12 protein-coding genes and 1 riboswitch are annotated in these 18,064 nt (G+C 66.5%); of the genes, 8 read left to right on the top strand and 4 right to left on the bottom strand.

Going from position 1 to position 18,064, the window contains the following annotated elements; all coding sequences use genetic code 11:
• The first annotated feature begins 36 nt into the window (after positions 1 to 36).
• Positions 37 to 2,007 carry a M13 family metallopeptidase gene (locus tag GUY23_RS02710; protein WP_166969510.1) on the top strand — a complete coding sequence of 657 codons (1,971 nt, stop codon included), beginning with the start codon at positions 37 to 39 and terminating at the stop codon, positions 2,005 to 2,007.
• Positions 2,008 to 2,132: 125 nt separating this feature from the next.
• Here GUY23_RS02710 and GUY23_RS02705 read toward each other — a convergent pair whose 3' ends face one another.
• Positions 2,133 to 3,728, bottom strand: a complete 1,596-nt coding sequence (locus GUY23_RS02705; protein ID WP_228282677.1) for a DUF1684 domain-containing protein — start codon at positions 3,726 to 3,728, stop codon at positions 2,133 to 2,135.
• 136 nt (positions 3,729 to 3,864) lie between these two features.
• On the opposite strand from GUY23_RS02705, the gene GUY23_RS02700 reads away from it, so the two are divergent.
• Complete coding sequence (locus GUY23_RS02700; RefSeq protein ID WP_166969508.1) at positions 3,865 to 5,172, top strand: M18 family aminopeptidase; 1,308 nt, start codon at positions 3,865 to 3,867, stop codon at positions 5,170 to 5,172.
• 315 nt (positions 5,173 to 5,487) lie between these two features.
• Positions 5,488 to 5,596: riboswitch (TPP riboswitch) on the top strand.
• Entirely contained in the window at positions 5,592 to 7,472 is a 1,881-nt protein-coding gene (gene thiC, locus GUY23_RS02695) for a phosphomethylpyrimidine synthase ThiC (RefSeq protein WP_208085452.1), read from the top strand. (Overlaps the previous riboswitch by 5 nt.)
• Positions 7,473 to 7,759: 287 nt before the next feature.
• Here thiC and GUY23_RS02690 read toward each other — a convergent pair whose 3' ends face one another.
• Positions 7,760 to 8,752 carry a TAXI family TRAP transporter solute-binding subunit gene (locus GUY23_RS02690; RefSeq protein WP_208085451.1) on the bottom strand — a complete coding sequence of 331 codons (993 nt, stop codon included), beginning with the start codon at positions 8,750 to 8,752 and terminating at the stop codon, positions 7,760 to 7,762.
• Positions 8,753 to 8,805: 53 nt separating this feature from the next.
• Positions 8,806 to 11,262 (bottom strand): TRAP transporter permease, encoded by a 2,457-nt coding sequence (locus GUY23_RS02685; protein ID WP_228282676.1) that lies wholly within the window; start codon positions 11,260 to 11,262, stop codon positions 8,806 to 8,808.
• 337 nt (positions 11,263 to 11,599) lie between these two features.
• Here GUY23_RS02685 and GUY23_RS18885 point away from each other — a divergent pair, with 337 nt between their 5' ends.
• The 4 genes from GUY23_RS18885 (at position 11,600) to GUY23_RS02665 (ending at position 15,156) form a co-directional block, all read left to right on the top strand.
• Positions 11,600 to 11,968: a TetR family transcriptional regulator gene (locus GUY23_RS18885; protein ID WP_166969506.1), complete on the top strand. Its 369-nt coding sequence runs from the start codon at positions 11,600 to 11,602 to the stop codon at positions 11,966 to 11,968.
• Positions 11,865 to 12,278, top strand: coding sequence for a thioesterase family protein (locus GUY23_RS02675; RefSeq protein WP_166969504.1), 414 nt, complete (start codon positions 11,865 to 11,867; stop codon positions 12,276 to 12,278). Before GUY23_RS18885 ends, GUY23_RS02675 begins: the two co-directional genes overlap by 104 nt.
• Positions 12,279 to 12,327: 49 nt before the next feature.
• Entirely contained in the window at positions 12,328 to 13,107 is a 780-nt protein-coding gene (locus GUY23_RS02670; protein ID WP_166969502.1) for an amidohydrolase family protein, read from the top strand.
• A 330-nt stretch (positions 13,108 to 13,437) separates the two neighbouring features.
• A complete protein-coding gene (locus GUY23_RS02665) occupies positions 13,438 to 15,156 on the top strand; it encodes an ABC-ATPase domain-containing protein (RefSeq protein ID WP_166969500.1) in 1,719 nt (572 codons plus the stop codon).
• Between the two features lie 190 nt (positions 15,157 to 15,346).
• Here GUY23_RS02665 and GUY23_RS02660 read toward each other — a convergent pair whose 3' ends face one another.
• Positions 15,347 to 16,813 (bottom strand): MFS transporter, encoded by a 1,467-nt coding sequence (locus tag GUY23_RS02660; protein WP_166969498.1) that lies wholly within the window; start codon positions 16,811 to 16,813, stop codon positions 15,347 to 15,349.
• Between the two features lie 135 nt (positions 16,814 to 16,948).
• On the opposite strand from GUY23_RS02660, the gene GUY23_RS02655 reads away from it, so the two are divergent.
• Positions 16,949 to 18,031 carry a TetR/AcrR family transcriptional regulator gene (locus tag GUY23_RS02655; protein WP_166969496.1) on the top strand — a complete coding sequence of 361 codons (1,083 nt, stop codon included), beginning with the start codon at positions 16,949 to 16,951 and terminating at the stop codon, positions 18,029 to 18,031.
• Positions 18,032 to 18,064 lie beyond the last annotated feature (33 nt).

Below are 18,064 nucleotides of genomic sequence, written 5' to 3'. Positions count from 1 at the left end.
GCACGGATCGCCCACTGATCACGATACTGTTGGACCATGACTTCTCAAACCTCATCCGGCTCGATCCGGCCGCAGGACGACCTCTACCGGCACATCAACGGTGAGTGGATCGATTCCTTCACCATCCCCGACGATCGTGCCGGCGACGGAGCGATGCGGGAGCTCTTCGACACCGCCGAGACCAAGGTCCGCGACATCATCACCTCCGTCTCCGACACCCCTCAGGAACCCGGAACCGAGGGCCAGAAGGTCGCCGACCTCTTCACCTCGTTCATGGACGTCGAACGCATCAACGACCTCGGCGTCGCACCCCTGGAGTCGACGTTCGCGGCCATCGACGCCGCCGAGGACAAGTCCGAGCTCGCGGCACTGCTGGCCCGGCTCGAGACCGAGGGCATCGGGGGTGTGCTCGGCGGGTACGTCACCGCCGATGCCAGGGACTCCGACGTCTACGCCCTCTACCTCGTCCAGGCCGGCATCTCCCTGCCCGATGAGGACTACTACTTCAACGACGACCACGCCGAGGTGCGGGCGAAGTTCCTCGCGCATGTGCAGAAGATCGCCGCCCTGGCCGGGCTCGGTGAGAAGTCGGGAGTCTCCGACGCCGAGGTGGCCGCGAAGGTGATGGCGTTCGAAACCGAGATCGCCCGCCACCATTGGGACCGGGTCGCCTGCCGGGATGCGGAGAAGACCTATAACAAATACTCGATCGCCGAACTGCGCGACCTCGGGCCCGAGTTCGACTTCGACTCCTACCTGGGCATCCTCACCGCCGATGCGACGGACCTGAAGTACCTCGTCGTCTCCCAGCCCTCGTTCGTCACGGGCATGGCGAAGGTGTGGGCCGAGACGGATCTCGAGACCATCAAGACCTGGCTGCGCTTCGTCGTCGTCTCCGACACCGCCTCGCTGCTCTCCGATGAGTTCGTCGAGGAGAACTTCGACTTCAACTCCCGCACCCTCTCGGGCACGCCCGCACTGCGGGAGCGCTGGAAGCGCGGGGTCAGCCTCGTCGAGGGCTACCTCGGTGAGGCCGTGGGCAAGCTCTACGTCGCGGAAGAGTTCCCGCCCGAGGCCAAGGACGCCATCGACCACCTCGTGGCGATGCTCATCAAGGCCTACGACGCCTCGATCCGGGACCTCGACTGGATGAGCGCGGAGACCAAGGACAAGGCGCTGGTCAAGCTCTCGAAGTTCACCCCGAAGGTCGGCTATCCGGAGGTGTGGCGGGAGTACCCGGCCACGATCGACGCCTCCGATCTGGTCGGGAATGTGAGGCGCTGCTCGCAGGCTGAGCACGCTCGGCAGGTGGGTCGCATCGGCGGTCCGATCGACCGGACCGAGTGGCTGATGACCCCGCAGACGGTCAACGCCTACTACCACCCGGTGATGAACGAGATCGTCTTCCCGGCCGCGATCCTGCAGCCGCCGTTCTTCGACGCCGAGGGCGAAGTGGCGGCGAACTTCGGGGCGATCGGCGCGGTCATCGGACACGAGATCGGACACGGCTTCGACGATCAGGGGTCACGCTATGACGGGGACGGCAACCTCGTCGACTGGTGGACGGAGTCGGATCGGGAGCTCTTCGAAGAGCGCACGAAGGCGCTCATCGACCAGTACGAGGCCTTGGTGCCGGCCGGGTTGGACGAGAATCAGCACGTCAACGGGGCACTGACGGTCGGTGAGAACATCGGCGACCTCGGCGGACTGTCGATCGGGTGGAAGGCGCTCGAGCTCGAACTCGGCGAACGCGCCGGGACGCCCGGTGTGCCGGTGACACCGTCGGCGGAGCAGGCGAAGGAGTTCTTCGAAGCATGGGCGAAGGCCTGGCGGTCGACAATGCGCACTGAGGAACGCGTGCGCAGGCTCTCGATCGACCCGCATTCGCCGGAGGAGTTCCGGTGCAATCAGGTCGTGAAGAACATGACGGCCTTCCACGACACCTACGAGGTGGCCGAAGGCGACGCAATGTACCTCGCCCCAGCAGACCGAGTCACCATCTGGTAATTGCTACCTGACGGCGGCCCAGCAACCTCGCGCGAGGTTGCTGGGCCGCCGTCAGGTGGTTCTGGGGGTGAGACGTGGGCGCGTCGGGGCGTGCGGCGTTTCGCGCCCGCGACCGCGACCGCGGGTCAGCGGTGGTGGCGGATGAGAGCGACCATGCGGTAGTCGAATTCCTGCCAGCTGGTGATCGGGCTGTCCGCCTCCATCGCCGCGGCGAAGTCCTCGACCTCGGTGCGCTCGGATTCGAGCGGAATATCGAAGGGCATCTCGACGTAGAGCAGTCCGCTGGCGTCCTGGTGGACGACGTCGAACCCGGCCCTGCCCGGTTCGAGCTCATTGTTCATCACGATGAGCAGCCGGTCCGCCGATGCCTCGTATTCGACGTCAATGCCGTCGTTGTAGCCCTGCTGCGAGCGCAGCTCCCGCTGGGCCTGGATGACGAAGGCGGAGTACGCGCCGATGCCGATGACCGGTATCCGGGAGGTCAATGCCTCGGTGGCGACGTCGATGAGCCGCGACCGCGCCTTGCGACCCAGCGGTCCGAGGTCGCCGCCGGACATCGCGACCCCGTCGAAGCCGACGAGCGAGACCCGCTCCTCGTCCTGGGTGGGGTTGAGGATGGTGATGTCGAGGCCGAAGCGGGAGTACCAGGGTCGAGTCACCTCGGCGCTGTCTTCGTCCCACCAGACGTAGAACAGGAACGGAACGTTGATCCCGGCCTCCGAATAGAAGAACGGGGGACGCCGCTCACCTGCAGTGACGTCGAAGGGAACGACATTGCCCTCGATCGGGGCGGGGCAGGTGGCGAACGCGGTGAACGCGAACGGGTAGTTGACCGCACGGTTGAAATCGATGACGAGCGAACCGTCCTGGTTCGGCACACCGAGGTCGATGGTCCGCCACGCCGAGGTGGTCCTGCCGTTGGTGCCGTCGTGGAAGTCGAGCTGGAGCCCGGTCTTCGGGCAGCCGGTGGCGAGCAGACTGACCTCGCCCTGTTCGGTCTCGAAGGTCACCGTCCCGGCCGCCTGGGTCTGCAGCTGCAGGTCCTCCTGCGCGGTCTCGATCGTGTGCGTCGGGAACGGGTCGAAGCGGGTGAAGCGGCCGAGGAACACGAAGTCCGGATTCGGGTCGAAGGCCGGGACCTCGAAGAACTTGCCGAGCAGCGGTGACTTCGAATCGCGCACGCGCACGCCGATCCGCCCACCGCGGTCGATGAGTTCGTAGAGCACGTTGCCGACGGTGAACCAGTTGAGCGATCCGCCGGCGGGCAGGTGGGCACTGAAGCCGTTGTCCTCGACGCGCACCTGCGGGCGCTCTGGTGCAGGCTCGGCCCCGTCTTCTGCGGCGAGCTGTTCGGTCACGGTGGGCATGGTCGAGGTGTCGCTGGGCACCGACGGGCTCGTCGCCCTGGTCACCCCGCCGCTGCCTCCGACACCGTTCCCGGCACCGCCGGCCCCGTCCCCAGCACCGGCCGCACCGCCGTTGCCGCCACCGGCACGGCTCAGGAGGTCGAAGGTCTCTGCGGCGGGTCCGGCCTTGATACCCGATTCGAGGGCCACGGTGACCCAGCCGTCGGCGACGGTGAAGGTGCCGGGAGCACCGGGCCACGTCGATTCCTGATCGAGCCAGTGCAGTCCGACGACGCTGAGCCAGCCGAAGGGTTTCGCCAGTGCCGAGTTTCGTGAGTCGCGCCAGGTGTTCCACTCAGTCACGAACTGGTTCACGTCGAACACTCCTTGCTTTCGCTGCCGCGGTCACCGGGTCGGGGATCACCCGCCACAGCCGCCGAATCCGGGAGGACCCGACGCCTGGGACAAAACCCTTTGTCATCCAAACTACCGCAAAGGATAGGCTGGGGAAATGAGTGAATCGCACCCGAGCCCCGACACCGCCGCGCAGACGGTCGCCGACCTCGCAGACTTCGTCAGCGCCTCCCCCAGCTCGTATCATGCGGTCGCCACCGCCGCCGCCCGCCTGGAGGCGGCCGGGTTCTCCCGCCTCGACGAAACGCTGAGCTGGGCGCTGACGCCCGGGTCCGGGCACTACGTCGTCCGCGACGGCGCGATCATCGCGTGGATCAACCCCACGACCACCGCCGAGGCTGTCCCCGGGTTCCGCGTCTTCGGATCCCACACCGATTCCCCGGCCTTCAAACTCAAACCCGGCGAGGACTACATCGCCGAGGGCGTGCGCCAGGTCGGCGTCGAGATCTACGGCGGACCGCTGCTGAATTCGTGGCTCGACCGCGAGCTCGCGTTCGCCGGGCGCCTCAGCCTCGCCGACGGGCGTGTCGTGCTCGCCCGCACCGGTCCGATCGCGAGGATCCCACAGTTGGCCATCCACCTCGACAGGCAGGTCAACGACGGTCTGACCTTGGACAAGCAGCGCCACACCGCTCCGGTGATCGGCCTGGCCGATCTCGCCGAGGCCGATGTCATCGACCTCCTCGCCGCCGCCGCCGAGGTGGATCCTGAGTCGGTCGTCGGACACGACGTCTACACGATCCCCGCCCAGGAGCCGGGCCGTTTCGGTGCCCGTGAGGAGTTCTTCGCCTCGCCGAGGTTGGACAACCTCCTGTCCGTCCACGCCGGTGTCAGTGCGTTGGCCGACGTTGACGCCGATGGTCTCGACGCCATCGCCCTGTTCGCCGCCTTCGACCACGAGGAGATCGGGTCGAACTCGCGCTCAGGTGCGTGTGGACCCTTCCTCGCCGACGTCACCGAACGCATCATCGCCTCCCTGTTGCCGAACTCGACGCGCAGCGACTACCTCGCCGCTCTCGCCGCGTCGGTGTGCGTGTCCTCGGACGCCGGGCATGCCGCCCACCCGAACTATCCGGAACGGCACGATCCGCATGTCCGCCCCTGCCTCGGCGGCGGTCCTCTGCTCAAGCTCAACGCTCAGCAGCGTTATGCCACGGATGCCGTGGGCACGGCGGTGTGGTCGCGGGCGTGCGCGGCGGCCGGGGTCGAGCACCAGGACTTCGTGTCGAACAATGCGATGCCGTGCGGATCGACGATCGGTCCGCTCACGGCGACCCGTCTGGGTATGACGACCGTCGATGTGGGGCCGGCGCTGTTCTCGATGCACTCGGCCCGCGAGATGGTCGCGGTCTCCGACGTCGTCGCCCTCGGCGCAGTCGCAAGGACGTTCCTCCAGGGAGCCTGACCACGCGGCGCCTTCGCACACGCACCCGCTCGCGCGGCTCCTCAAGGCGCCGCGCGGAAATGTGCCCTTCCCTCGACCGCCCTGCGCGCCACCAACGTCGATCAAGGCGCAGCGCATCTGTCGACCGGTGCACAGCTCCATAAGCGTGCCGCGCCTTGATCGAGCTGCGCGGACCGAACGAACTTCGCCTAACGCGCTTCCTCGCCCATCCATGAGGGAAGTCCAGACCACTCACCTCACTCCGCTCAGCTCTTCTCCCGCGCCCGGCCCACGGCGCCGAGTTTGTCCTCACCACAGCAGTCGTGATACGAATTGCACGACCCCACGGGAGCCCACTGCAAGGGCTGAGATCGGACTGGATCGTCCGAGACCGTAGAACCTGATCCGGTTGATACCGGCGTAGGAAGTGAGGACTGCAGATGACTGCATTCACCCCTGAAACATCCGTCCCAGCCACTGCTTCACGCAACTCGCCTGCTCTGCAGGAAGCCCTGCAGGAAGACGCCACCACGCGCAACATCTCCGATCGCAGCACTGAGGAATCCTCGGCCGGCGAATCGTGCACCCTCGAGCAGTATTCGACCCATTCCCCGGCGTGGCTCGAGGACACCGAGCACGACATCCGCGTTCCCGTCACCCGCATCGAACTCGACGACTCCAACGGACTGGCCAACGACCCCGTCGAGGTCTACCGCACCGTCGGGCCGGGCAGCGTCCCAGAGGAGGGCTTGCCCGCGCTGCGGTTCCCCTGGATCGACTCCCGCCTCGACAGCGAGACCTACGAGGCCCGCGGCCACCTCATCGCCGATGACGGACGCGCCGCCGTCCGCCGAGGTGCGCCCTCGCAGCAGTGGAGAGGTCGCAAACCGGTTCCCCGCCGTGCCAAGCCCGGACGGACGGTCACCCAGATGCACTACGCCCGCCAAGGCGTCATCACCCCGGAGATGCGCTTCGTCGCCCTGCGCGAGCAGTGCAATGTCGAGCTCGTCCGCTCGGAGCTCGCGGCTGGCCGTGCGATCATTCCGAACAACATCAACCACCCCGAGTCCGAACCGATGATCATCGGCAAGGCATTCCTCGTCAAGATCAACGCGAACATCGGCAATTCCGCCGTCACCAGCTCCATCGCCGAGGAGGTGCAGAAGCTGCGATGGGCCGCGAAGTGGGGTGCCGACACCCTCATGGACCTCTCGACCGGCAACGACATCCACACCACCCGGGAGTGGATCATCCGCAACTCCCCCATCCCCATCGGCACGGTCCCGATCTACCAGGCGCTGGAGAAGGTCGACGGTGATGCGAACGCTCTGACCTGGGAGATCTACCGAGACACCGTCATCGAGCAGTGTGAGCAGGGCGTGGACTACATGACCGTGCATGCCGGTGTGCTGCTGCGCTACGTCCCGCTCACAGCCAACAGGGTCACCGGGATGGTCTCCCGCGGCGGGTCGATCATGGCCGGCTGGTGCTTGGCTCATCATGAGGAGAACTTCCTCTACACGCACTTCGACGAACTCTGCGAGATCTTCGCCCGCTACGACGTCGCCTTCTCACTCGGCGACGGACTGCGGCCAGGCTCGATCGCCGACGCCAACGATGCCGCCCAGTTCGCCGAACTCGACACCCTCGCCGAACTCACCGAACGCGCGTGGGCCCACGACGTCCAGGTGATGGTCGAAGGGCCAGGGCACATTCCGCTCCACCTCGTGCGCGAGAACGTCGAGCGCCAGCAGGAGCTGTGCCACGGGGCGCCGTTCTACACCTTGGGTCCCCTCGTGACCGACATCGCGCCCGGCTACGATCACATCACCTCGGCGATCGGGGCGACCGAGATCGCCCGCTACGGCACGGCGATGCTCTGCTACGTCACCCCGAAGGAGCACCTCGGCCTGCCCGACCGCGACGACGTCAAGACCGGGGTCATCACCTACAAGATCGCCGCACATGCTGCGGACGTCGCGAAGGGCCACCCCGGCGCGACTGCCAGGGACGATGCGCTGTCGAAGGCGCGGTTCGAGTTCCGGTGGCGCGATCAGTTCGGCCTCGGCCTCGACCCGGAGACCGCAGAGGCGTTCCACGACGAGACGCTGCCCGCGGAACCGGCCAAGACCGCGCACTTCTGTTCGATGTGCGGTCCGAAGTTCTGCTCGATGCGCATCTCTCAGGACATCCGCGACACCTACGGCAGCGCCGAGGCGCAGGCGGCTCTGGCCGGAATGCAGCAGAAGAGCCGCGAGTTCCTCGCCTCGGGCGGCAAGGTCTACCTCCCCGAACCGACAGTCGGCCCCGACGAGGTCTGAACGCGGAGTTCGGCCGGGGCGCGCTGCGACCGCATCACATGGCGATCGCCTCGGCGCCGCCGTTCAAGGCGCAGCGCGCCTATCGACCGGCGCACGAATCGAAATGTGCGCCGAGGCTTGAACGACGCTCATCCCATCGTCGTTCAAGGCGCAGCGCGGATATACGCCCGTACCGCAGCACGCCCAGCCTCGCCACCGTCGTTCAAGCGTCAGCGCGGATGCCGAAAGGAGCACCAATCGACATCCGCGCTGCGCCTTGAGCGAGCGGCTGCGCTGCCGACCTCCCCCTAGTTGTTCAGCTCGTCGAGGGCATTCTGCGATCCCGGGTGCAGGGTGATCGGTTCGGGCGGTTCGGCGGTGTCGGCGCTGATCTCCTTCGCTGCGGCGTGGACTTTGACCAAGTCGTCCTGCTTGTCGAAGATCAGCTTCGTCAGGGCGCAGGCGGTGCCTTCGTCCATATCGTTGCGGACCATGAGCACGTTCGGGGTCACGATCGTCTTGACGGTATCGACGCCTTTGTAGGTGTCGCCGGGAATCTCGGCCACCTCGTAGACGGGGTTGATCTCCTTCATCTTGTCCTCGAGGTCGGAGATGTCGAGGAATTCGACGTCGCCTCCGTTCGAGGTGAACAGGTCGGTGATGCCCGCAGTCGGCAGGCCGCCAGACCACACCATCCCGTCGATCGTGCCGTCCTTCATCCCGTCGACGGTCTTCGACAGATCGAGGCGCTGCTTGGTCACGTCGCCGTCCTTGAGCCCGGCGGATTCGATGAGGCGGTTGGCGATGACCTCGGTGCCGGATTTCGGCGATCCCGTCGAGATGGTCTTGCCCTTGAAGTCCTCCACCGACTCGATCTTCGCGTCCTTGCGCACGACCACGTGGGTGAAGTTGTCGTAGATGCGGCTCAGCGCTGAGATGTCCTCGGCCTCCTTGAAGTCCGCGTCTCCGGAGACCGCGTCGGCGGCCGTGTCGGCCAGCGAGAACGCGATGTCGAAGTCGCCCTTGGCCAGCTGTTGGAGGTTCTGCACGGAAGCACCGGTCTCCGAGGCGGTCGCCTTGAGGTCCGTGTTGTCCGAGATCACCTGCGCCAGACCACCGCCGAGCACGTAGTACACACCCGTCGAATTGCCTGTGGCGATGGTGATCTGTCCCGAGGCGGCGGTGCAGCCGTCCCCACCCTCGGCAGCGGGTTCGGCTTCGCGTTTGCCGCCGCACGAGCTCATGGTCAGCACCGCGGCCAGGGCTGCCGCGGCGATCGTGAACATCTTCGTTCGCTTCATGGACTTCGTCCCTTTCTCAGTTGGTCCCGACCGGTGATCCGGCCGAGGGCGGTTCATTCGAGGTGTCGTCTGAGTTCGTCATCCCCGTCGCCGAGGCGGCCGTTGAGTTCGTCGTCCCCGTCGCCGAGGTGGCCGTCGGAGTTCGTCATCACCCTCGCCGAGGCGGCCGTTGAGTCGGTCCCCGTCGCCGAGCCCGCCGACGCACTGCGATCCCCCGCCGAGGCGGACGTCGCGTCCCCCGCCACCGCACCCCCGCCTCGGCGGATGACCAGATGGATGACGACGGCGAGGACGAGGGCGGCGAATCCGACGATCATCGACAGCGGCTGCAGGTAGAGCAGCGCTCCGGCGGCGATGAAGCACAGGATCCGCTCGGGCCAGCCGGCGCGGCGGATGATCCATCCGCCCGCTCCGGCGGCGAGCGCAGCCACCGCGAAGGCCGAGACGACACCGGTCCACACTGCGCCGACGAACCCGCCCTGCGCGACCAAAGCGGCACCTTCCGGGGTGAAAGTGAAGGCGAGCGGAACGAGGAAGGCCGGGATCGCGTACTTGCACGCCTGCCACATCGTGGCGATGACGCGGCCGCCGGTGATCGCCGAGGAGGCGACCGCGGCCAGCGCGGTCGGCGGAGAGACCTCGGAGAGGACGGCGTAGTAGAAGATGAACATCGCGGCCGCCGCCTCGGGGACGCCGAGGGTGATGAGCGCGGGGCCGACGATGACCCAGCTGATGATGAAGGAGGCGGTCACCGGCACCGCCAGGCCCAGAACGGTCACGGCGACGGCGGCGAAGATGCAGGTGAGGACCAGAACGACCGTCGGATCGGTCGAAAACGCCTGCGCACCTCTGATGAGGATGTCGGAGATGACCTGGCCGAGGCCGGTCTTCGTGATCGTTGAAACGATGATCCCGGCGGCCGCGCACACGCTGGTGACCGGCAGAACGGAGCGGATTCCCGTCGACAGCGCTCCGTAGAATACGTCCCAGACGGCGCGGAGGATCCCAGTCGGTTCGCTGCGGCGGGCGAGGATGATCTCGATGATGCCGAATCCGATGCCGACGAGCGTGGCGTAGACGACAGCTTTGAACGGTGCCATGCCGAGCGCGAGGAAGACGACGATGATGCCCAGCGAGATGAAGTGGTAGAAGCCTTTCTTGAAGATCGGCCACGACCGCAGTCCCGGCGGCGGGGAGTAGTCGACCTCGATCTTGCGGGAGTCGATCTCGATGGCGAGGAAGATGCCGAGGTAGTACAGGAGGGTGGGAACGACGGCCCAGAGGAGGACGAGTCCGTAGGAGACGTTGAGGAGTTCGGCGATGATGAACGCGGCCGCACCGAGTGTCGGCGGGGACAGGATGGCGCCGATGCCGGAGGCGGCGAGCATTCCGCCGGCGTTCTCCTTCGGGTACCCGGCCCGTTTGAGGACCGGCCAGGTCACCGCTCCGAGGGAGACAGCGGTGGCGGTGCCGGAGCCGGAGACGGTGCCGAGGAGGAAGCCCGACAGCGCCACGGTCCGGCCGGGCGCGGCCTTCGACTTCTTGAACAGGGAGAAGCTGAGGTCGATGAAGAAGCTGGCGGCGCCGGTCTTGTCGAGCACGGCACCGTAGATGGTGAAGAGCACGATGTAGGTCGCGGCCACGTCGAGCGGAATGCCGTAGAAGCCGGAAGCGTCGTTGTAGAGCGCGTTGACGATCTGGTCGAAGTTCTGCCCGGCATGCGAGCCCGGCCAGCTCACGGGAATGTACGAGCCGTAGTAGCTGTAGAGGAAGAAGGCGACGCAGAAGATCGGCAGGATGAGCCCGGTGGTCCGCCGGGTGGCTTCGAGGATGAGCAGCAGCAGGACACCGCCCATGATGACGTCGAGCGTCGTCAGGGACCCCTGCCGGTTGAGGAATTCATTGAACCCTCCGGAGAAGAACGGCAGCACCGGGTAGGCGCAGGTGAGGAAGGTGATGACGACGAGCGCCCAGTCGATGATCGACGGGTTGTCGTTCTTCGCACGTTTCGTGGAGTTCGCACGTTTCGTCGGGTTCGTCGTGCCCGGTTTCGCCGAGGCGGCCCCACCCGAGCGTCGGCCCGTGCCCTCGTCTGCGCTTCCGTCCTCGACCCCGTCCGGGGCCCCGGCGGTGGCCGATCCCGCCGCGTCCGCGGCTTTGTCGGCGGCTTTGTCGGCGGCTTTGTCGGCGGCTTTGCCGGCGGCTTTGTCGGCGGCTTTGTCGGCGGCTTCAGCCTTGCGGCCGAAGCCGGGCCGATAGCAGACGAAGACGAGCGGCAGCACGAAGGCGAGGAACCACATGAGATAGAACTGGTTGCCCTGTCGCAGCGGGAAGAACACCTGGTCGAGCACGAACAGGGAGACGACGAAGCAGACGACACCGACGCCGAGGTCGAGCCGACGGGTCAGAGTGCGCTGCGGCAGTTCCTCGTCATACTGCGCGATCAGGTCATCGACGTTGGTCTGCAGTGCAGGGTCCGCTGTTGCTGATCCGGCCGTCCGTTCGGACATCCTCGCCCTTTCTCGAGCCCAAGCGGCGGAGACGTGATCTCCGTTGATCGTCACCGCCCGTCCACGACTCTGTGAACTCCATCACACTATAACGGCGTGAACCCCGATGGGTTCCGACACCGATCCCTTAACGCGATCGTTACCCCCGGTACCGATATCCAGACTCCGTGCTCCTCCAGCGTCAATCAAGGCGCAGCGCGTCTGTCGAACTGCGCACGAATCGACGACTGCGCTGCGCCGTGAACGACGAGTCGCCCGGCGAACGCCTGGAGCTCACGCTTCTCCCGGCGACGACAGACCCTTGACCGGAAAATTTGCAGACCTGTAAGTTCATGGCATGGATCTGTCCCGATCCGGCGGGCACATCCTCGAGACCGCCTCCGCCCTCTGCACCGAAGGCGCCGATGCCATCGGCGTCGACCGCATCGTCGCGGAGTCAGGGGTGCCGAAGCCGACGCTCTCTGCGCAGTTCAGTTCGCAGGCGCGGCTCATCGCCGAGGTGCTCCGACCACGGCTCCTGCCGCACACTCGCCGTCCACCTCATCTGCCGCAACGCCCGCCAGAACATCGCCAGCCGCTACAACTACTGCCAGGGAGACTCGATGAGCGAATCACTCGCCGCCGGACTCACTCACCGCATGGAGTACACCGTCCCGCCGGAGAGGACCGTGCCGCATATCCTCCCCGAGGCGCCCGGGTTCGCTGAGATGCCCGACGTCCTCGCCACCGGATATATGGTCGCCATCATCGAATGGGCGTGCGTCGAATCGATCAAGGACCACCTCGGCGAAGATGATCTCACCCTGGGCACCCACGTCGACCTCAGCCATCAGGCACCCACGGTTCCGGGGTCGACGGTGACGATCGATGTCACTGTGACTCATGCGGACCACCGCAGTCTCGAGTTCGCCGTCGAAGCTCGCGACGAGCATGCCGTCATCAGCGTCGGCACGCATAAGCGCGGCATCGTCAGCCGCACACGCTTCGACGAGCGCATCGCCGCGCAGGCGCACTGATTCCTGACCACCACCAGTCCCAGCAGACTCCGACAGAAGGCGCCCGCCGATGACCACGCCCGCACACCCGCGCATCTTCGACTCCCACCTGCACATCATCGATCCGAGTCATCCGCTCATCGAGAACAACGGCTTCATGCCCGATCCCTTCACGGTCGCCGACTACCAGGCCCGCATCGACGGTCTCGGCATCGCCGGCGGCGCCGTGGTCTCGGGATCGTTCCAGGGCTTCGACCAGGGCTACCTCGTCGAGGCACTGCAGGCGCTGGGTTTCAGTTATGTCGGTGTCACCCAGCTTCCGCCGGAGACCAGCGACGGCGTCATCAAGTCCCTCGACGAGGCGGGAGTCAAGGCGCTGCGCTTCAACGTCGCCCGTGGCGGGTCCGCCACCCTCGATGACCTCGAGCGCTTCGCCCGCCGGGTTCATGATCTCGTCGGCTGGCACTCCGAGCTCTACATCGACGCGCGCACGATCGATGAGAACCTCGCCGCGAAGATCGCCGATCTGCCGGCGGTGAGCATCGATCACCTCGGCATGCATGCCGACGGACTGCGCAACCTCCTTCCGCTCGTCGAACGAGGGGTCAAGGTCAAGGCCACCGGGTTCGGACGGGTGGAGCTCGACCCCGCCGAGGTGGTCCGCCTCATCGTCGACACCGACCCGAGTGCGCTCATGGTCGGCACCGACCTGCCCTCGACCCGGGCCGAACGCCCGTTCGCCGATTCCGACCTCGAACTCATCCGCGACGCCCTCACCCCCGACGAAGCCGACGCCGTGTTCTGGGGCAACGCAGCGGCGTTCTACCTCGGCGAGAATACCTCCGCCTGAGTGAATTCCGCCCGAGAGAAGTGATCAGCTCTTCCGACCCCGTCGTTCCTGTTCCGACCCATCGTTCAAGCCGAAGCGCACTTTTCACCCCTCCGCCCCGTCCCGAGCCCTCGTTCAAGGTGGCGCGCACTTGTCGAAAGGTCGACGAGTCGACATCCGCGCTGCTCCTTGAACGAGGGACGTAGAGCGGTCTCCGGTCGCCGAATAGCGACCGGCGTGCAGGAATCCGCGCTGCGGCCTAAGCGGGCACCGAGCACCGAGCAGTCGCCTCCGGACCGAGGCCACTTCTGAGTGGTCACCGTGGGTGGTGCATCCCGTAGCATGACTGGGATGAGCCCCCAACGATCGAATCTCGCGGACACACTGCACGGACTCGACGGCCGCAGCTACGGCAATCTCAAGCAGATCCGAGGGCGCTACCGGTTCGGTTCGGTCACCCTGTTCGTCGACCGCGTCCAGGCCGACCCCTTCGCCTCGCCGTCGAAGGTGCGTGTGCGCATCGAGCATGCTGACGCAAAACTCCCGCCCGAACTGATCACTGATCGGCAGGACCGCATCGCCGCAGCCGACTACCTGCTCCGCGCCGGCAACACCGCGCTGGGCCGGTTCGACCGGAAGGCGATCATCCTCGGCCGCCCCGGCCAGGAGGTGCTCGAGCGCACGAACGTGCGCATCGACGATGCCGGTGTCGAAGCGCGACTGCTGGTCAATCTGCCCGCTCGCGGCCGGAGGATCCTCGGCCATCGCGCCGCCGATCTCCTCACCCAGGATCTGCCGGACCTCGCTCGTGCGATGTTCCTGTGTGAGAAATGGAACGGCGGCGTCGACGGATTCCGTCAGCATGTGCAGCTCCACCGCGATCAGCTGGAGCTGCGGGACCACCTCGGTGAGGCCGGCCTGGTCGGCTTCATCGGCAACGGCGCGATCCTCCCCCGCAGCGCAGGCGACTCGGATGAACCGATGGACGCCGCGCATGCCGTCCCCTTCGCTTCTCCTCCCGAGCTCGAGCACACGGTGGAACTCTCGAGCGGCCGCAGCCTCACGGGCATGGGGATCCCCTGCGGGGTCACCGTCATCGTCGGCGGCGGCTACCACGGCAAATCGACGATTCTGCGCGCACTCGAACGCGGCGTCCATCCGCACATCGCCGGCGACGGACGCGAATGGGTCATCGCGGATCCCGGCGCCACCGCGATTCGCGCCGAAGACGGTCGAGCCGTGACCGGAGACGATATCTCTCCCTTCATCGCCAATCTCCCATCCGGTACTGACACGAGATCCTTCTCGACGACGAATGCGAGCGGGTCGACCTCACAGGCGGCCAACCTCGTGGAGGCGATCGAGGTCGGCGCGCGCACGCTGCTCATCGACGAGGACACCTCGGCGACGAATTTCATGATCCGTGACAGTCGGATGCGCGCCCTCATCCCTGCAGAACGGGAGCCGATCACCCCCTTCGTCGACCGGGTCCGACCTCTGCTCGACCGCCGAGGTGTCTCCACGGTGCTCGTCGCCGGCGGCTCGAGCGCATTCTTCGAGGTCGCCGACCACGTCATCGCCCTCGACGCCTACATCCCACGCGACGTCACGGAGCAGGCGCACGAACTCGTCGGCATCGACCCCGCAGCACTCTCGGGTGCAGTCACCGATGACGACGCCGTCACTGATGACGACTCCGTCGGTACCCCGGCGCCGCGGGTCCCGACGGCGAAGGCTCTGCGTCCGGCCTCGAAGACGAAGTCCGCGCGGGCCAAGGGCACGGACCGGATCCAGTTCGGCAGGGCCTTCATCGATCTCCTCGCCGTCTCTCAGATCGTCGATGCCCAGCAGACGGCTGGCGTCGCCGAGGCCCTCGAATACCTCGCGGAGATCTTCGACGGTCGGACCGCGATCACCGAGGCGCTGGCGGAGATCGATGAGATGCTCGACGAGCAGGGCATCGACGGACTCACCGGTCATCGCGACCACCCGGGACACATCACCCGGCCCCGTGCTCAGGAGATCGCCGCCGCGCTCAATCGCTACCGCGAGCTCCGCCTCGTCGAGTGATACGCGCGGCCCCGCCTCGGAATGAGGCAGCGCTGCGTCCAGCGGAGCAATAAGCATGGCCCCACCTCGGGGAATGAGGCGGGGCCACGTCTTCACATGAGCGCCGAGGCGGCCGCGTAGCTGTCAGCGCTCGTCGAACGCTTCAGTGCTCATCGATCGCTTCAGTGCGCTTCAGTGCGCGTCGAAGGACTCAGTGATCCTCGGTGGCCTTCGAGTTCGTCAGTGTCCGCGCCCCGATGAACCCGAGGACGAGGACGATGCCGGCGAGTACGGTGAACGAGATCTGCTGGGAGTGGATGAAGCCGGCGACTATCGCCGAATCCCAGGCACCCTGCGGCAGCGTCGACCCGAGCACGGTGGCCATGATGGTGCCGACGATCGCCACACCCACGGCATTGCCGAGCTCCTGCGCGGTGTCATTGAGCGCCGAACCGATCGAAGTGTGCGTCTCGGGCAGTGCGCCCACGAGCGCGACGGCGCCGGTGGTCATCACGGTCCGCATGCCGAAGGTCATGATGAGCATGCCGATCGCGCACCAGAGGAATCCGTGCGAGAGCGCAAAGATCCAGATGACGAGGCTGATGAGGACGAGGCCGACGCCGCCGATCGATGCCGCGCGGTGACCGTACTTCGCGACGGCACGGTCGACGAACGGACTGGCGAGGAGCATACCGACGACGAACGGCAGGTTCGCGAGCCCGGCCTGCAGCGGCGTCCACCCCCAGGCGAACTGGTAGAGCTGAGTGGAGACGAACATGACACCGACCATGGCGATCATCGTCGCGGTCTGGAGGATCGCCGAGCCGCTGACCGTCGGCAGCGCGAGCAGCTTCATGTCGAGCATCGGATCCGCCGCAGTCTTCTCCCGCCAGATGAAGCCCACCAGTGAGAGCACGCCGGCGGCGAAGACGGCGATGGTCAGCGGGGCCGTCCAGCCGTTCTCGACTCCGGCGGTGAAGCCGTAGAGGAGGAAGCCGAGCGCGGCGACCGAGAGCACGGCTCCGGGTACGTCGGCGCCGCCGGTGCGACGGTCGGCGGGATCATCGGGGGCGATACCGAAGCGCACACCCAGCCAGGCCAGGGCTGCCACGGGTGCATTGAGCACGAGGAGGGCCTGCCATGGCCAGCTGGCGATGGCGAGCCCGGCGAGTGTCGGACCGAGCGCGAAGCCGATCATCGACACGACCATGATGAGGCCGATCGCCTTGTTGCGCAGCTCGTCGAGATCGAAGAGTCGGAAGATCAGGGACATCGTCAGCGGGGCGATGAAGGCGGCGAAAGCGCCGGAGAGGGCGCGCACGATGATGAGCTGGGCCGGCGTGGTCACGAGCAGCACGGCGAGTCCGGCGAGTCCGAAGAGAGCGAGCCCGACAAGGAGGGTGCGCCGTCGGCCGAGTTTGTCTCCCATCGTGCCGCCGACCATGAGCAGGCCGCCGAAGGTGAGCGAATAGGCGCCGACGATCCACTGCAGATCGGTCGGTGAGGCGCCGAGGTCGCGGCCGATCGTCGGCAGCGCGATGTTGAGGATGGAGTTGTCGACCATCTCGACGAGCATGGTCAGGCACAGGGCGACGAGGGCGGGCCAGGCGGCGCGGAGACTCTGCGGCTTGCGCGACGGAGTCTCGACGGCGCCGAGAGCTGGGATTGGGGTAGTCATAGCGGTCCTTTCAGATCGAAGGGAGGAAATTCATCGAACCGCGTTCGCTTATGGAACGTTGTTCGAGTAAGTCGAACCATGTTCGAGAATAGAACGTTGTTTGATACTTGGCAAGTCCCTCGGTAGATTCGAACCATGGCTTCTGACACACCCCGGCATCCGCGCGGCAGCTCGGACCCGCGCTCGCGTGGTCGCGCCCCGCATTCTCCCCGATCCGCCGAGGCGGATCCTCGAGCGACCGAATCCGATCCCCGAGCCGCCCGAGCGGCGCGGATCCAACGATCGACTCAAGCCCGGAAAGCGGGGCAGTCTCGCCGAGCAGCGGCCCAGGCCCGCGGAGCGGCAGCTCGAGCGCGCGGGGCCGACCGCGCGGATCTCCGTCGCCGAGGCGGCGGCAGGCAGTCCCGTGCGCGGGCTTCGCTCTCACTCGACCAGATCATCGAAGCAGCGATCGCCACGCTCGATGCCGTCGGCGCGGAGAAGGTGACCCTCCGTGGGCTGGCTGCCCAGCTCGACAGCGGCGTGGCCAGCCTCTATTGGTACGCCTCAGGCAAGGACGAGCTCATGGCGATCGTCGCCGACGAACTCCTCGGGCGCGCCCTCGACGATGCCGACGAGCTCATCGATGCCGGTGAGGCGACTCCGCCGATGTTCGCCGAATACCCGGGAATCGATATAGCAGAGTCGACGAGCACGGCCACGGCCGAGGCGCTGGCCGACATCCGCCGTCTCGTCCTCTGCCTGTTCGTTCAGATGATCGAGCATCGCTGGCTCGCCGGACAGCTCATCAAGGCGGGTCCGGACGAACCGAACTCGCTGACCTATTGGGAGCGGATCGGCCAGGCGCTCCAGCGCACCGAGCTCGACCTCACAACTCAGTTCCACGCTTCGCTGGCCGTGGTCAACTACGCCTCAGGCATGGGCGCGGAGGTCTCCCAGGGGGCGATCGACAGAGACGCGATGGACGATGCCGATGCCGAATTCGCCGAGCAGATCGACCGCTGGTCGAGCTTCGATGAGCAGGAGTTCCCCTTCGTCCACTCCGTCCTCGGCGAGTTCGCGAAGTTCGATGCGAAGTCCGAGTTCATCGTCGGACTCCACCTCGTCCTCTCCGGCATCGAACGGCTCACCTGGGACCGAGCCGCTGGGGATATTCGTCCGTGCAGCGCCCGAGCGGATCGAGATTCGGACAATTACCATTTTCCGCCGCCGACGTAATAACAGTATTTCCCGAACATCGCCAAGGTGACG

Origin of the sequence: Brevibacterium atlanticum, from assembly GCF_011617245.1 — a bacterium.
In the GTDB taxonomy this organism is placed as follows: Bacteria; Actinomycetota; Actinomycetes; order Actinomycetales; family Brevibacteriaceae; genus Brevibacterium; species Brevibacterium atlanticum.
This window is presented reverse-complemented; position numbering and strand designations above follow the sequence as displayed.

What these genes read in the sequence shown, in the direction of transcription:
- GUY23_RS02655 (WP_166969496.1), top strand. Translation starts at nt 16,949, where the DNA reads ATGGCTTCTGACACACCCCGGCATCCGCGCGGCAGCTCGGACCCGCGC.
- GUY23_RS02685 (WP_228282676.1), bottom strand. Translation starts at nt 11,262, where the DNA reads ATGTCCGAACGGACGGCCGGATCAGCAACAGCGGACCCTGCACTGCAG.
- GUY23_RS02660 (WP_166969498.1), bottom strand. Translation starts at nt 16,813, where the DNA reads ATGACTACCCCAATCCCAGCTCTCGGCGCCGTCGAGACTCCGTCGCGC.
- GUY23_RS02700 (WP_166969508.1), top strand. Translation starts at nt 3,865, where the DNA reads ATGAGTGAATCGCACCCGAGCCCCGACACCGCCGCGCAGACGGTCGCC.
- GUY23_RS02670 (WP_166969502.1), top strand. Translation starts at nt 12,328, where the DNA reads ATGACCACGCCCGCACACCCGCGCATCTTCGACTCCCACCTGCACATC.
- GUY23_RS02690 (WP_208085451.1), bottom strand. Translation starts at nt 8,752, where the DNA reads ATGAAGCGAACGAAGATGTTCACGATCGCCGCGGCAGCCCTGGCCGCG.
- GUY23_RS02675 (WP_166969504.1), top strand. Translation starts at nt 11,865, where the DNA reads ATGAGCGAATCACTCGCCGCCGGACTCACTCACCGCATGGAGTACACC.
- GUY23_RS02710 (WP_166969510.1), top strand. Translation starts at nt 37, where the DNA reads ATGACTTCTCAAACCTCATCCGGCTCGATCCGGCCGCAGGACGACCTC.
- GUY23_RS02665 (WP_166969500.1), top strand. Translation starts at nt 13,438, where the DNA reads ATGAGCCCCCAACGATCGAATCTCGCGGACACACTGCACGGACTCGAC.
- GUY23_RS18885 (WP_166969506.1), top strand. Translation starts at nt 11,600, where the DNA reads ATGGATCTGTCCCGATCCGGCGGGCACATCCTCGAGACCGCCTCCGCC.
- thiC (WP_208085452.1), top strand. Translation starts at nt 5,592, where the DNA reads ATGACTGCATTCACCCCTGAAACATCCGTCCCAGCCACTGCTTCACGC.